The sequence below is a fragment of the Sinorhizobium prairiense genome (assembly GCF_029201645.2).
Taxonomy (GTDB): Bacteria; Pseudomonadota; Alphaproteobacteria; order Rhizobiales; family Rhizobiaceae; genus Sinorhizobium; species Sinorhizobium meliloti_A.
Map to the genome: position 1 here is coordinate 1784455 of NZ_CP104131.1, position 14953 is coordinate 1799407.

Genomic DNA, 14953 nt, shown 5'->3' on the forward strand with positions numbered 1-14953 from the left:
TTGACCAGGATTCCGCGCGACCCGACCGAAACGCCCGCAAAGGGCGCAGGCAAGAAGTCCGGCCGCGCGGCCAGGACGGCACCGGCCGGAGAAAAGGAGACGATCGTTCACGGCGTCGTTCCTTCCCGCGAGGTGCTGATGCGCTTCATCGCCGAGAACCCGCAACACGCCTCGAAGCGCGATATCGCCAAGGCGTTTGGCCTGAAGGGCGAAGCACGGGTAGAGCTCAAGCGATTGCTGCGCTCGCTCGAGGAGGACGGACTCCTCGAGAAGAAGCGCAAGTCGCTCGTTCGTCCCGGCGGGCTCCCGCCCGTCACCGTTCTTGACATTACCATTCGCGATGTCGATGGCGACCTGATCGGCCGCCCGGCCGAGTGGCTCGACGACGACGGCGTCGCGCCCGCAGTCCTGATCAAGCAATCAAGCGTCGCCAGGGCCAAGGGCAAGACGCCCGTAGGCGGTCTCGGCGACCGGGTGCTCGCAAAGATTTTCCCGGCCAAGGAACGCGGCGGCCCCGCCTATACCGCGCGTATCATCAAGGTGCTCGACAAGCGCAAGGACGCGGTGCTCGGCGTCTTCCGCGCCACGCCGGGTGGTGGCGGCCGACTGATGCCGATCGACAAGCGGGGCGAGGAACTCCTCATCGATCCGGACTTCACCGGCGACGCCAAGGAAGGCGATCTCGTCGAAGCGCATCTCTCGCGGATCGGCCGCTACGGTCTGCCGCGCGCGCAGGTGCAGAACGTCATCGGCTCGGTCGCATCTGAAAAGGCGATCTCGATGATCGCCATCCATGCGCATGGTATCCCGCACGTCTTTCCGGAGAAGGTGTTGCAGGAGGCGGAAGCCGCGCGTCCTGCAACAATGGCCCATCGCGAGGATTGGCGCACCCTGCCGCTCATCACCATAGACCCGGCAGACGCCAAGGATCACGACGACGCGGTCTACGCGGAGCCGGATCCGTCGCCGGACAATCCCGGCGGCGTCATCGTCACCGTCGCGATCGCCGACGTCTCCTGGTACGTCCGGGCACGCTCGGCACTCGATCTCGAGGCGTTGAAACGCGGCAACTCGGTCTATTTTCCGGACCGGGTCGTACCGATGCTGCCCGAACGTATATCCAACGACCTCTGCTCCCTGAAGGAAGGCGTCGACCGCCCGGCGCTTGCGGTCCGGATGCGCTTTTCCAAGGAAGGCCGCAAGGCCGGCCATACGTTTCACCGCATCATGATGCGGAGCGCGGCCAAGCTCTCGTACCAACAGGCGCAGACCGCGATCGACGGTGCTCCCGACGACAAGACCGGCCCCATACTGGATACGATCCTCAAACCGCTCTGGGAAGCCTATCGTATCCTCACACGCGGAAGGGAGCGCCGTCAGCCGCTCGAACTCGACGTGCCGGAGCGCAAGATCATCCTGAAACCGGACGGAACGGTCGATCGGGTGTTCGTGCCGGAACGCCTCGATGCGCACAAGCTCATCGAAGAGATGATGATACAGGCGAATGTCGCCGCCGCCGAGACGCTGGAACAGAAGCGTCAGGTTCTGATCTATCGTGTCCACGACCAGCCGTCGCTCGCCAAGCAGGAGAGCCTTCGCGAATTCCTTGCGACACTCGAGATCGCGCTCGCCAAAGGTGGCAACATGCGGGCGAACCATTTCAACGGGATTCTCGCGAAGGCCGACGGAAAACCTTACGAGACGATCGTGAACCAGATGGTACTGCGCTCGCAAAGCCAGGCGATCTACAGCCCGGAAAATATCGGTCATTTCGGCCTGAACCTGCTGCGCTACGCCCACTTCACCTCGCCGATCCGGCGCTACGCGGATCTGATCGTGCACCGCGCGCTCGTTTCCGCGCTCGGGCTCGGCGAAGGCGGCATCATGCCCGAGGAAGAAGCAACGCTCGACGATATCGCCGCCGAAATCTCGACCTTCGAGCGGCGCGCCATGGCGGCTGAACGCGATACCATCGATCGGCTGATCGCCCATCATCTGAACGGCCGCGTCGGCGAGGAGTTCGACGGACGGGTTTCCGGCGTCACAAAGGCGGGACTATTTGTCACTCTCCCCGCCTATGGCGCCGACGGATTCATCCCTATATCTACGCTCGGGCGCGACTATTTCATCTATGATGAAGCGCATCAGGCCCTTTCCGGCGAGAAGTCCGGGCTGGGCTACCGTCTCGGAGACCCGGTGCAGGTCAAGCTTGTAGAAGCGGTGCCGTTGGCCGGTGCACTCCGTTTCGAAATGCTGAGCGAGGGACGAAAGATGCCGACGGCAATGCGTTCCTTCCACAAGGCCGGCCGCCGCGACCGGACGGGTGCACGCAAACGGCCGGGGACGCGACCGCCCCGCGGCAGGCACTGACAGCCGGACGCGCGACGTCCGGCACGAGGATTGGACATGAAGGCAACGGCGACAGACATGCTTCAGCTCGGCGGAGCGGAGGGCGACAAAAGGCCTGTCGGCCGCTCGATCAAGCGTGGCCTTTTCGGATCCTGTCCGGCCTGCGGCCGCGGTCGGCTGTTCCGCGCCTTCCTTAAATCGGTGGACGCCTGCGAAGCTTGCGGCGAACGCATGGATCACCACCGCGCCGACGACTTCCCGCCCTACATCGTCGTCACGATCGTCGGCCATGCCGTGCTCGGCGGTTATATGATGACCGATCTCGTGCTGCCGCTTACGACATGGCAGCATCTCGCTATATGGGCGCCGGTCACGCTTGCCAGTTCGCTCGCCCTGATGCAGCCGGTCAAGGGCGCGGTCATCGGCCTGCAGTGGGCGTTGAGAATGCACGGTTTCGGCGGTCACGACGATCTGCCGGAAGACGTCCTTCCGCCGCGAGATCCTTCGGCATGACCCCGGAGCGGCTTGGCGGCCGCGCTTTCGCACTCGACGCCGAAGCGGAGAGTTGTCCGACGGTCAGGACGCGCGATGCGGCCTCCATCATGCTTCTCGACAGATCGGGCAAGGACATTCGCGTGCTGATGGGCAAACGCCACAGCGCCCACGTCTTCATGCCGGACCTTTACGTCTTCCCGGGTGGCCGCCGCGATCCCGGCGACCATCGCCTGAGATTTGACGGCGATCTTCATCCGGCGGTTCTGCGATCTCTCAGGGCAGGCGAAGGGCGGGCTATCACGGTGGCTCGCGCACGCGCGCTAGCACTTGCGGCCGCGAGAGAGCTCTACGAAGAAGCCGGAATAAGCCTCGGCCGGACGCACGAGCGCCAAGGCTCGGCGCTTCCGTTTCTTCCCGATCTTTCGAATTTGCGCTATATGGCGCGGGCCATTACTCCTCCGGGACTGCCGAGGCGATTTGACACGCGGTTCTTTGCCGTTTTCGCGGACGAGGCTGAGATCGATCCCTCACTGGTGGCGGAAAGCCGGGAGCTTCAGGATTTGCAATGGATCGATGTCAACGACTTTTCCGCGCTTCGCGTGCCGGAGATCACCGCGATCATCCTCTCGGATCTGAGAAACGATCTCGAATCGGATCCTTCGCTTCCGCCTGAAAGAACCGTTCCATTTTATTTTACGCGCCATGGGCGCTTTCACCGTACGCTTCTCTGAGGGCCCTATCGCATGTCGAAGCCGCCGCCCGGTACGTCAAGACCGGTTGACGAAATCCACTGGCCTTCATTGATCGCCGCGCTCGCGTCGATCACTGCCGTCGGCATCGCGATCGGTCTGGGGCTCCCGCTGCTCAGCGTCATCATGGAAAAGCGGGGCATCGCGCCCACGCTGAACGGGTTGAATGCAGCAATGGCCGGCCTCGCATCGATGGCCGCCGCCCCGTTCACCATGAAATTCGCCCATCGTCACGGCGTCGCTCCGACCATGCTGCTGGCAATAGTGTTTGCGGCGGCGAGCTCGCTCGGTTTCTACTACCTCACGAATTTCTGGCTCTGGTTTCCCCTGCGCATCGTCTTTCACGGCGCGATCACTGTCCTCTTCATCCTTTCGGAGTTCTGGATCAACGCCACCGCGCCCCCCAACAGGCGCGGCTTCGTGCTCGGGATCTACGGCACGGTACTCTCGCTCGGCTTCGCGAGCGGTCCCCTGCTCTTTTCGATCCTGGGCAGCGAAGGCTTCCTGCCCTTCGCGGTCGGCGCGGGCGTCATCCTGCTTTCCGCGATTCCGATCTTTCTCGCGCGCAATGAAAGCCCGGTGCTGGACGAAAAGCCGAAACGCCATTTCATGCGTTATGTCTTGCTGGTGCCGACCGCGACGGCCGCCGTCTTCATCTTCGGGGCGGTGGAATATGGCGGCCTTTCCCTGTTTCCAATCTTCGGGACGCGCGCGGGCTTCAGCGAATCGCAGGCAGCGCTGCTGCTGACGGTCATGGGCGTCGGCAATTTCATCTTTCAGATCCCCCTCGGCATGCTTTCCGACCGCGTGAAGGACCGCCGTACGATCCTGTCGGCGCTGACCCTGATCGGGCTCGTAGGCGCCCTGTTCCTGCCTATGCTGGTCGAAAACTGGTTTCTGATGGCGCTTGTTCTTCTGTTCTGGGGCGGATGCGTCTCCGGTCTCTATACGGTCGGCCTCAGCCACCTCGGCTCCCGTCTCCAGGGATCAGACCTTGCGGCCGCCAACGCCGCCTTCGTGTTCTCCTACGCGGTCGGTACGGTAGCGGGTCCGCAGGTGATCGGGGCGGCCATGGATGTGACGGGCAATGACGGATTTGCCTGGGCAATCGCCGGCTTCTTCGGGCTTTATGTCGTACTTTCCCTGGTCCGCATCGTTTTGAAACCAAAACGGTCTTGACTTTTCGATCGTGATTTGTAGTTTCGCGGCAACTTGACCGTGGCCCGCAATAGGTTGTCCACGGCTTTCAATTTTTCATAAAGGCAGGACGACCATGGCGAAAGCTACCACCATCAAGATCAAGCTGCTGTCGACGGCCGACACCGGTTACTTCTACGTCACCACCAAGAACAGCCGCACGATGACCGACAAGATGACGAAGACGAAATACGATCCGGTCGCGAAGAAGCACGTCGAATTCAAGGAAGCCAAGATCAAGTAAGGTCGCCGCTTTCTTCGATCCAGAAGCGCCGCCCGCGGGGCCGGCGCTTTTTCTTTGCTTTCTCCGGGGGACGGAACGAAGGGATAAAACGAAAACGCCGCCTCTTTCGAAGCGGCGTTTTCGAATGGGGGTCGACTGGTCCGGTTGCAGCACGAGGAATCCGCAAATCCGAGGCCAGCCGACCGACCCCACGACCCAGGAGATGCGGCGGACCTGAGCATCATGGGGTAACCGAATTCTGTGGAAGTTTCCTTCCTCGCTTATCAGCATTGCCTGAAACTAAAAAAAAATCAACGCATTCTTAATCGCCGAGCAGGGGTTGCTCGGCGTTTGGTTAATTCTGTTCCAAAATCGGACAGTGTCGCCTGCGGATGTGCTTACTCCGGCACGGCCGCGCGAAGAAGAGCGCAACTGGAAGAACCCGCGAGGCCCTGAATAGCACAGCATGTGCGGCGGATCAGGCCGCGGCAGCGACAACCCGGTTCCGTCCGCCGTTCTTCGCCTGATAGAGCGCCATGTCGGCGCGCTTCAGCAAAGCCTCGGCCGTATCGCCATCCGGCCTCAGGGTTGCAATGCCGAGCGACGCCGTGACGTTCAGGACCGTCGCGGCCTGCGGAATGTCGAAGCCACGGCTCTCGACCGCCAATCGGAGTCTCTCCGCAACGATCGCTGCCATTTCGGGCGTCGTATCCGGCATGACGACCACGAACTCCTCCCCGCCGAAACGGCAGGCGAGATCCGCGCCGCGCACCGTGGCGCGAACGCGGTTGGCAAATTCGCGCAGTACATCGTCACCGGCATCATGACCGTAGGTATCGTTCACACGCTTGAAGCGATCGATATCCGTGATGCAGATCGACAGCGGACGCCCCCTTGTGGTTGCGCGATCGATCAGCAGCTTCAGGTGGTTTTCCAGATAGCGCCTGTTGTGGAGGCCGGTGAGATCATCCGTCACGGCCAATTCGATCGTCTGTTGTACACTGGCGCGCAGGCGATCGTTGCAATGCTTGCGCCGGATCTGCGTTAGGCAACGGGCGACAAGTTCGTTCGGATCGACGGGGCGCATGATGTAGTCCGTCACGCCCAGTTCGAGTGCGCGGACGATTCTCTCATCGTTTCCCTGCTCGGTTACCAGCAGGATCGGAATGAAGCGGGTCCGCTCGAGCGACCGCAATTGCGAACACAGACGCAAGGGGTCGTAATCGTCGAAATTCGCGTTGACGATGATCAGGTCGAAACTGCTTTCGGCAGCCTCGAACAGAGCGGCCTGCGGGTCCGATATGACGGCGACATCGGCGATCGGCTTCAGGGCACGCGTCAGCCGCTCCTGTGAGGAAGCACGGCCATCGACGAGCAGAACGCTGCCGGGCTCGTCCGGCCGATCGACGCGGGCCGTCTCCTGCAGCCCGATCGTTTGTGCCGTCTGAGCTCTGAGACGCAGCTCGTCGCTGACGTTCTTCAGGCGGACGAGACTTTTCACGCGCGACATCAGCTGCAGATCGTTCACGGGCTTGGTCAGGAAGTCGTCCGCGCCGGCCTTCAGCCCGCGCACGCGATCGGACGGCTGGTCGAGTGCCGTTATCATCACGACCGGAATATGCGCGGTCCGGCTGTTCGCCTTCAATCTTTCACAGACCTCGAAACCGTCCATCCCCGGCATCATGACATCGAGCAGGACCAGATCCACCGGCGTCTTTTCGCATGTCGCCAAGGCGGCATTCCCGTCCGGAGCCGTCAGCACGTCGAAATATTCGGCCACCAGCCGCGCTTCCAGGAGCTTCACATTGGCTGGTACGTCATCAACGACGAGGATGCGCGCAGTCATATCGATCTTTCTGGCAGTCAGGCATCGCCCAGATATGTTTTGATGGTCTCAATGAATTTTGGAACGGAAATCGGCTTGGAAACATAGGCCTCGCATCCCCCTTGGCGGATGCGCTCCTCGTCGCCCTTCATGGCAAAAGCGGTTACGGCAATAACCGGAATCACGTGAAGCTCATCGTCTTCCTTGAGCCATTTCGTGACCTCGAGGCCGGAAACCTCCGGCAACTGGATGTCCATCAGAATCAGGTCGGGACGGTGCTTGCGCGCGAGTTCGAGGGCTTCCATGCCGTTGCGCGTCTGGATCGTCGCGTAGCCCGAAGCCTCAATCAGGTCGCGGAAGAGCTTCATATTCAGCTCGTTATCCTCAACAATCATCACCTGTTTGGGCATGTCGATCCCTTGCTGTCTGCCGCCGCCTTGCAAGTCTCCGGGAGAGATTTAAGTTGCAACAACGGCGACTCGACCCTTTTCGTCGATCGCCAGGCTAGCGCGATTTGGTTGAAAAATAGGTAATTGCGGCCGGCAAACGAGAAGAGAGCGGATATCATGAAGAACGCTGAGGATACGGCGATCGCCATCCTGACCTGGCTCGCGAACGAGCCTGAGCTGATGTCGCGCTTTCTGGCGCTCACCGGCACCGATCCCGCCTCCCTGCGCGGCGCCGTCGGCGAGCCGGGCTTCATGGGGGGCATCGTTGCGTTCCTGATGGAGCACGAGCCGACGCTGATGGCCTTCTGCAACGAAACGCAAACCTCGCCGGACGAGGTCGTCCGGGCGCACCATGCCCTCTCCGGCCCGCGCGATTTCGAGGAAGGCTGAGTGCTGCCGGCACGCGGCGTGCGCAGCGCGGTGCACCGCCCGGTGCCGAGTGCGCCGTGCCGACTAAGGAGCATCCCGAAGTCCGGCCGGCGATCGGCCGGCACCGTCTCAAATTTAACTGCGATATCCAAAACAGCCTCCAGCCGCCGCCTTGAGACTCAGCAGCGTAGAGCGTAAAGTCGCCGCGTTCAACATTTGTTCCGGATATGATCGACAGCGCCGCCCCACCCTCCGGCTTCTGCCGTGATTGCCTCAAGGAGCAAGCCGCCCAGGCGCGGCGGTGCCTCGCCTGCGGAAGCCCGCGGCTCCTCCGGCACCCCGAACTCTACCGGCTGACCCTGGCGCATATCGACTGCGATGCCTTCTATGCCTCGGTCGAGAAGCGCGACAATCCGGAGCTCGCCGACAAGCCCGTGATCATCGGCGGCGGTAAGCGTGGCGTCGTCTCCACGGCCTGTTACATTGCCCGCATCCACGGCGTGCGCTCCGCCATGCCTATGTTCAAAGCCCTCGAAGCCTGTCCGCAGGCCGTGGTGATCAGGCCCGACATGGAGAAATACGTGCGCGTCGGGCGGGAAGTCAGAGCGATGATGCAGGAGCTGACGCCTCTCGTGCAGCCGCTGTCGATAGATGAGGCCTTTCTCGATCTGAGCGGCACCGAGCGGCTTCATCACGATCCGCCCGCCCGAACGCTTGCCCGCTTCGCCAGGCGTGTGGAGCGGGAAATCGGCATCACCGTCTCCGTCGGGCTCTCCTACTGCAAATTCCTGGCCAAGGTCGCCTCGGACCTTCAGAAGCCGCGCGGCTTTTCGGTCATCGGCCAGGCCGAAGCCATCGATTTCCTGAAAGCCAAACCCGTTACACTCATCTGGGGCGTCGGCAAGGCCTTCGCCGCCACGCTCGAAAGGGACGGAATCCGCGCGATCGGGCAGCTCCAGACGATGGAAGAGGCGGACCTCATGCGCCGCTACGGCACGATGGGCCGGCGGCTCTACAGGCTCTCGCGCGGCCTGGACGAAAGATCCGTGGAAATCGAAGGCGAAGCGAAGAGCGTCTCCTCCGAGACGACCTTCAACGACGACCTGGCGCGCCAGGAAGACCTCGTAACGCATCTGAGGGGCCTCAGCGAACAAGTGGCATTCCGCTTGCGAAAATCCGCCCTCGCCGGACAGACGGTGGTGCTGAAGCTGAAGACCGCGGACTTCAAGACCCGCACGCGCAACCGCAGGCTGGACAGCCCCACCCGCCTTGCCGACCGCATCTTCCGCACCGGCCTGCAGCTGCTCGAGAAGGAGGTCGACGGGACGAAATACCGGCTGATCGGGATCGGCGTCAGCGATCTGGCCGATCCCGACCTCGCCGATCCGCCGGATCTTGTCGATCCGCAGGCATCCCGGCGTGCCGCCGCCGAGGACGCGATCAACAAGCTGCGCGACAAGTTCGGCAGGACGAGCGTCGAGACCGGCTATACGTTCGGCAAGGGGCGGCGCCGGCAATAGCCCGACCGGACGGCTGACGCATCGTATGGGGCAATTCCTTAAATATTGAACGCTAGCCTGCTTCCACGGCTCCGTCGTCCGTTTTGCGGTGCCGCCACTGTCTGAATGAGGGTAGGTGTTGCGTTTCGCTCTCCGGATGGGATTCGCGGTTTTCGTCATGGCGTCGCCGTCCGCGCTTGCGGCCGGCGCCAAGGCGCCGTTGCAGATCGTCGTCTCGAGGGAGCAGCAGTCCCTCGTCGTCTATGACGGCGACACGGTGGTCGCCACGTCGAAAGTGTCCACCGGCAAGGCCGGGCACACGACGCCGACGGGCATCTTCTCGATCCTGGAGAAGCGCCGACGTCACGAGTCGAACATCTATTCGAATGCGCCGATGCCGTTCATGCAGCGGCTTACCTGGTCCGGCATTGCGCTGCATGGCTCAAACCATGTACCGGATTATCCGGCTTCGCACGGTTGCGTGCGGCTGCCGAGCAAATTCGCGGCGAGCCTGTTCAAGATGACGGGCTACGGCATGCATGTGGTCATATCGGATCGGCAGATCGCCCCGGTCGAGGTCGCGCACGAAATGCTTTTCCAGCCGAGCCAGTCGCGACCGCAGGGACCTGCCCTGTCGGACGTCCCCCTGCGGCCGGCGATCGGGGAGTTCAACCGGAGCGCAGTTGAAGTCGCCATGACCGACAAACGCCCCTCGCCCGTCACATCCGACGAGGCGAAGGCCCCGATACGTATTCTGATTACCCGGCGCGGTACGCAAGAGAGCGTGCGCAACCTCCAGACGCTCCTCAATACGCTCGGCTACGATGCAGGTCTGCCGGATGGATTCAACGGTCCGGCAACGGCCGCCGCAATCGAAGCGTTCCAAAGGGCCGAAGCTCTGCCCGTCGATGGCAAGATAACGCCGGAGCTGATCGAAGCCGTCTTCCGCAAGGCGAACCGCAGTGCACCGTTGAACGGCGTGTTGCGCGTGCGCCGGCAATTCCAGCCGCTTTTCGAAGCCGAGATTGCCATCGCAGAGCCGGAAATGGCGCTCGGGACACATCTGCTGCAGTTCCAGGATCTCGACACGAAAACCGGACAGGGCAAATGGTTCGGCATGTCGCTCGAGAACAAGCTGCCGAAAACGACGAAGAAGCGACTTGGCATTACAGAGGAAGGCGAGCCCGACACGCTGAAGAGGACGCTGAGCCGCATCACCGTGCCCGAAGACGTCCGCGAACGCCTCGCCGGCCTCCTTGCAAACGGCTCGTCACTCTCGATCACCGATACCGAATCGGGGCTGGAGACGGGCAAGGGAACGGATTTCATCACCGTGACGAGGGAGCGGCGCGGGTGAAAGGCATGGGGTGATTTCCGCACCCTGGTTTGCCCTTATCGCCCTGCCGGGACCTTCTCCCGCAAGCGGGGCGAAGAGAAAAGCAGCAAAGGCCCGCTCTTCGAGGGGGCGATATAGTAGCCTGTCAATGGACAAGACATAGAGCAGCTCAAAATGCTGCAGCGACCTTTGCGTGTCTGATAAGACGCGGCGGGGCTGTAGGAAACTTTTCGGAGAGCTCTGTGCTTGTCACAGAGATGAGGTGGAGAGGGTGCGGTCCCTCGGCGCGCTTCATAAACCGTGAAGATAGCGAGGCGACACGACGGGTCCCGGGTCACGCCCGTATGCAGCGTCCCGCTTCGCTTCGATGTAGTAGCCGCACATCCCAGTTCCTCATTCCTGTGCTCGTCACAGGAATCCAGCCAGACCAAGTCCTTGGGCTGGAAAGGCTCTTCCCGCGCCGCAGACGCGGCGCTGCTGGATCCCTGTGACGAGCACAGGATGAGGTGAGGAGAGATTGCAGTCCTCCGATACGTTTCCTACAGCGCCGCGCGCCTTACGCGCAAAGGTCGCTGTAGCACTTTGAGCTGCTGCATGTTTTTGTCCTTTGATCGGCTACGATCAAAGGACAAATGGAGTGGCGCACGGTCGGTACTCGAGGTCTTCAAGCGACAAAACCGACCCGAGCTTCAACGCCATTATCCATCTCGCAGCCGTCATAAACTCAAAATGAATCTCGACATGCCCTAAACCAGCTCGACGTCCACCACCCCGGGAGCGGAGCGAAGGGCGGCGGCGATCTCGGGTGAGATCCGGTATTTCTCGTTGAGCTCGACTTCGATCTCCCGCTGCCCGTTGTCCTTGATGACGATGAAGGAAACCAGGCCGTCCCCCTTGGCGTTCAGATGCGAGGCGATGGAGCGCAGCGGTCCGCAGTCGCGCACATAGACGCGCAAGGCCTTCTGCATCTGCAGCGATTCTTCCTCGAGCGAACGCAGGGTTCGGATACGAAGGCCGATCCCTTCCGGCCGCTCTTCGGCGTCGACCGTCATCACCAGCGATTTGCCGGGCTCCAGAAGGTCGCGATACTGGTTCAGCATTTCGGAGAAGAGTACGGCCTCGAATTGGCCCGAAGCGTCCGAGAAAGCGACGATGCCCATCTTGTTGCCGGTGCGCGTCTTGCGTTCCTGCTTCGACGTCACCGTCCCGGCGAGGCGGCCCGCCGCCGCACCCTGTTTTACGGCTGCCGAGAAATCCGCAAATGTCTGCACGCGCATCTTGGCGAGCAGATTGTTATAGGTGTCGAGCGGATGGGCGGAGAGATAGAAGCCCAAAACCTGGAACTCGCGATGCAGCTTCTCCGAGGCGAGCCACGGCGTATAGGGCGGGAGCGCGATCTTCTCGGGCCCGGTTGCGGCACCCGCGCCGAACATGTCGCTCTGGCCGCTCACCTTGTTTTCCTGGGCGCGCTGGGCGAAACCGAGGATACGATCGAGGCCGCCGACGAGCTCCGCCCGGTCGTAGCCGAAGCAGTCGAAAGCACCGGCGGCGATCAGACTTTCGAAAACACGCCGGTTCAAGAGCTTCGGATCGATCCTCAGGCAAAAATCTTCGAGACTTGCGAAAGGCCGATCGCCACGCACGGCGACGATGTGGTCGACGGCAGACTCGCCGACGCCTTTGAGGGCGGCGAGCGAATAATAGATGCGGTTGTCGCCGGTTTCGAAGTGGCGGTGGGAGGTCTGCACGGACGGCGCGACCACCTGGATGCCGAGGCGCATCGCGTCCTGGCGGAAATCGTTGATCTTGTCCGTGTTCGACATGTCGAGCGTCATCGACGCTGCGAGAAACTCGACCGGATAATGCGCCTTCATGTAGGCGGTCTGGTAGGAGACGATGGCGTAGGCGGCTGCGTGCGACTTGTTGAAGCCGTAATTGGCGAACTTGGCGAGAAGGTCGAAGATCAGGTCGGCCTGCGGCTTCGAGACGCCATTCTTGACGGCACCGTCAACGAAGCGGGCGCGTTGCTTGTCCATCTCCGCCTTGATCTTCTTGCCCATGGCGCGGCGCAGAAGGTCGGCCTCGCCGAGCGAATAGCCCGAGAGCACCTGGGCGATCTGCATCACCTGCTCCTGGTAGACGATGACGCCCTGTGTCTCCTTGAGGAGGTAATCGATCTTCGGATGGATCGATTCGATCTCTTCCTCGCCGTGCTTGCGGGCGTTGTAGACCGGGATGTTCTCCATCGGTCCCGGGCGATAGAGCGCCACAAGCGCGATGATGTCCTCGATGCAGTCCGGGCGCATGCCGATCAGCGCCTTTCGCATGCCGGCGCTTTCCACCTGGAACACGCCGACCGTCTCGCCGCGCGAAAGGGTCTCGTAGGTCTTCAGATCGTCGAGCGGAATGCTTGCGAGGTCGATATGGGTGCCGCGCTTGCCGACGAAGTCGACGGCCGTCTTCAGAACGGTCAGCGTCTTCAGGCCAAGGAAGTCGAACTTTACGAGACCCGCCTGCTCGACCCATTTCATATTGAACTGAGTGACCGGCATGTCGGAGCGCGGATCGCGGTACATCGGCACGAGCTGCGAGAGCGGCCTGTCGCCGATGACGATGCCGGCCGCGTGCGTCGAGGCGTGGCGGTAAAGCCCCTCGATCTTCTGGGCGATGTCGAGGAGGCGGGCAACGACCGGCTCCTTCTCCGCCTCTTCCTGCAGGCGCGGTTCCTCCTCGATCGCCTTGGAAAGCGGCGTCGGGTTGGCGGGATTGTTCGGCACCAGCTTGCAGATCTTGTCGACTTGGCCGTAGGGCATTTCCAGCACGCGGCCGACGTCGCGCAGTGCTGCGCGCGCCTGCAGCGAACCGAAGGTAATGATCTGCGCCACCTGCTCGCGGCCGTATTTCTGCTGCACGTAGCGGATGACCTCCTCGCGCCGGTCCTGGCAGAAATCGATGTCGAAATCGGGCATCGACACGCGTTCGGGATTGAGGAAGCGCTCGAAAAGCAGAGAGAAGCGCATCGGGTCGACGTCGGTGATCGTCAGGGCATAGGCGACCAGCGAGCCGGCACCCGAGCCGCGGCCCGGCCCGACCGGAATGTCATGTTGCTTGGCCCATTTGATGAAGTCCGCAACGATGAGGAAGTAGCCCGGAAACTTCATCCGCTCGATGACGCCGAGTTCGAAGGCCAGCCGTTCCCGATAGTCCTCTTCCTTGTAGCCGGGCGCCATGCCGAGTTTGGCGAGGCGGCCCTCCAGCCCCTCCTCCGCCTGCCGGCGCAGCTCCGCCACCTCCGCGCGTTCGGCCTCCTCCGGATCATCCGAAGCGCCGGTAAAGCGCGGCAGGATCGGTCCGCGGGTCTTCAACATGAAGGAGCAGCGCCGCGCGACCTCGATCGTATTCTCCAATGCCTCGGGCAGATCCGCGAAGAGCGCCGCCATCTCCTTGCGGCTCTTCAAATAATGATCCGGGGTCAGACGGAAACGGCTGTCGTCGGACACCATCGCATTGTGAGCGACGGCCATCAGCGCATCGTGGGCATCATAGTCGGACGGCGACGGGAAAAACGCCTCGTTGGTGGCAACGAGCGGAACGTCGAACCGATAGGCGAGATCGATCATGCGGTTTTCGTGACGCCGGTCGTAATTCCCGTGCCGCTGCAGTTCGACATAGAGGCGATCGCCGAAAAGCTCGATCAAGACTTTCAGGCGTGCCTCGGCCAGGGCCGGCGAACCCGACTTCAGCGCCATGTCGACCGGTCCGGCTCCCGCCCCGGTGAGCGCGATCAGCCCGGACGTACCGCCTGCGGCGAGCCAGGAGCGGCTTATTCGCGCCTGCTGGTGTCCCTCGCCTTCGAGATAGGCGCGGCTGACGAGCTCTACCAGGCGAGCGTAACCGTCATCGGTCGCCGCGATCAGCACGATCGCGGGAAGCTTGACGAACTGATGGGCGTTTCCACGCCGCTCGCCCTCCGCTTCGTCCTCCATATCGATGGAGAGTTGGCAGCCGATGATCGGTTGCAATCCGTCGTCCGCGGCCTTCTGCGAGAATTCGAGCGCCGCGAACAGATTATTGGTGTCGGCGATGCCGATCGCCGGCTGATCGTCGGCGACCGCCTTGCCGATGATCTTCTTCAAAGGCAGGGCGCCTTCCAGCAACGAATAGGCGGAATGCACCCGCAGGTGAACGAACTGCGGATCCGCCGCAGCCCCAGTGCCGTGCCCGATACTCTGCCCGATACTCTGGTTGCCTGTCATCGCCGCACTCCGATTCTTGTCCGGCGTCGAGGATATCCTGTTTCCCGTCCCAACTGTCCAGTCTCAAGGACGGGCCGCCGGGGTTTTTGCCCGGCGTGTGGTGTTTGGTGCGCGTTCGACAGGAACGCGGAGCACGCTCGAAAATCCCGGTCACAGGCCGAGAGCGATTACCGAGATGCTCACGATGAAAAGGCTCATCGAGGCGA

The 14953-nt window shown here is 62.3% G+C and carries 11 protein-coding genes; 8 read left to right on the top strand and 3 right to left on the bottom strand.

Annotated elements, in window-relative coordinates; all coding sequences use genetic code 11:
• The 5 genes from rnr (at position 1) to rpmG (ending at position 5034) form a co-directional block, all read left to right on the top strand.
• A complete protein-coding gene (gene rnr / locus N0Q91_RS11285; protein ID WP_275596415.1) occupies positions 1–2370 on the top strand; it encodes a ribonuclease R in 2370 nt (789 codons plus the stop codon).
• A 36-nt stretch (positions 2371–2406) separates the two neighbouring features.
• Positions 2407–2862 (top strand): DUF983 domain-containing protein, encoded by a 456-nt coding sequence (locus N0Q91_RS11290; protein WP_275596416.1) that lies wholly within the window; start codon positions 2407–2409, stop codon positions 2860–2862.
• Positions 2859–3575, top strand: coding sequence for an NUDIX hydrolase (locus N0Q91_RS11295; protein ID WP_275596417.1), 717 nt, complete (start codon positions 2859–2861; stop codon positions 3573–3575). The genes N0Q91_RS11290 and N0Q91_RS11295 overlap by 4 nt, the downstream gene beginning before the upstream one ends.
• Positions 3576–3587: 12 nt before the next feature.
• Positions 3588–4772 carry an MFS transporter gene (locus tag N0Q91_RS11300; protein ID WP_100672209.1) on the top strand — a complete coding sequence of 395 codons (1185 nt, stop codon included), beginning with the start codon at positions 3588–3590 and terminating at the stop codon, positions 4770–4772.
• Positions 4773–4866: 94 nt separating this feature from the next.
• A complete protein-coding gene (gene rpmG / locus N0Q91_RS11305) occupies positions 4867–5034 on the top strand; it encodes a 50S ribosomal protein L33 (protein WP_003537640.1) in 168 nt (55 codons plus the stop codon).
• A 457-nt stretch (positions 5035–5491) separates the two neighbouring features.
• Here rpmG and N0Q91_RS11310 read toward each other — a convergent pair whose 3' ends face one another.
• Together N0Q91_RS11310 and N0Q91_RS11315 are read right to left on the bottom strand one after the other, a co-directional pair.
• Positions 5492–6859: a PleD family two-component system response regulator gene (locus tag N0Q91_RS11310; RefSeq protein WP_100672208.1), complete on the bottom strand. Its 1368-nt coding sequence runs from the start codon at positions 6857–6859 to the stop codon at positions 5492–5494.
• A 17-nt stretch (positions 6860–6876) separates the two neighbouring features.
• On the bottom strand, positions 6877–7248 hold the full coding sequence (locus N0Q91_RS11315; RefSeq protein ID WP_003537642.1) for a response regulator: 372 nt from the start codon (positions 7246–7248) through the stop codon (positions 6877–6879).
• A gap of 156 nt (positions 7249–7404) precedes the next feature.
• Between N0Q91_RS11315 and N0Q91_RS11320 the strand changes: the two genes are divergently transcribed.
• From N0Q91_RS11320 to N0Q91_RS11330, 3 genes are all read left to right on the top strand, one after another.
• The gene (locus tag N0Q91_RS11320) at positions 7405–7677 is read left to right on the top strand and encodes a DUF3572 domain-containing protein (RefSeq protein ID WP_026168581.1); all 273 of its coding nucleotides are present in this window, start codon (positions 7405–7407) and stop codon (positions 7675–7677) included.
• 206 nt (positions 7678–7883) lie between these two features.
• Positions 7884–9176 carry a DNA polymerase IV gene (locus N0Q91_RS11325; protein ID WP_275596418.1) on the top strand — a complete coding sequence of 431 codons (1293 nt, stop codon included), beginning with the start codon at positions 7884–7886 and terminating at the stop codon, positions 9174–9176.
• A 118-nt stretch (positions 9177–9294) separates the two neighbouring features.
• On the top strand, positions 9295–10512 hold the full coding sequence (locus tag N0Q91_RS11330) for a L,D-transpeptidase family protein (RefSeq protein WP_275598121.1): 1218 nt from the start codon (positions 9295–9297) through the stop codon (positions 10510–10512).
• Positions 10513–11237: 725 nt separating this feature from the next.
• Here N0Q91_RS11330 and dnaE read toward each other — a convergent pair.
• Positions 11238–14747, bottom strand: a complete 3510-nt coding sequence (gene dnaE / locus N0Q91_RS11335; protein WP_275596419.1) for a DNA polymerase III subunit alpha — start codon at positions 14745–14747, stop codon at positions 11238–11240.
• Between the last annotated feature and the right edge of the window lie 206 nt (positions 14748–14953).

Coding starts and splice junctions, on each gene's coding strand:
- N0Q91_RS11290 (WP_275596416.1), top strand. CDS start 2,407: ATGAAGGCAACGGCGACAGACATGCTTCAGCTCGGCGGAGCGGAGGGC.
- N0Q91_RS11295 (WP_275596417.1), top strand. CDS start 2,859: ATGACCCCGGAGCGGCTTGGCGGCCGCGCTTTCGCACTCGACGCCGAA.
- N0Q91_RS11300 (WP_100672209.1), top strand. CDS start 3,588: ATGTCGAAGCCGCCGCCCGGTACGTCAAGACCGGTTGACGAAATCCAC.
- rpmG (WP_003537640.1), top strand. CDS start 4,867: ATGGCGAAAGCTACCACCATCAAGATCAAGCTGCTGTCGACGGCCGAC.
- N0Q91_RS11310 (WP_100672208.1), bottom strand. CDS start 6,859: ATGACTGCGCGCATCCTCGTCGTTGATGACGTACCAGCCAATGTGAAG.
- N0Q91_RS11315 (WP_003537642.1), bottom strand. CDS start 7,248: ATGCCCAAACAGGTGATGATTGTTGAGGATAACGAGCTGAATATGAAG.
- N0Q91_RS11320 (WP_026168581.1), top strand. CDS start 7,405: ATGAAGAACGCTGAGGATACGGCGATCGCCATCCTGACCTGGCTCGCG.
- N0Q91_RS11325 (WP_275596418.1), top strand. CDS start 7,884: ATGATCGACAGCGCCGCCCCACCCTCCGGCTTCTGCCGTGATTGCCTC.
- dnaE (WP_275596419.1), bottom strand. CDS start 14,747: ATGACAGGCAACCAGAGTATCGGGCAGAGTATCGGGCACGGCACTGGG.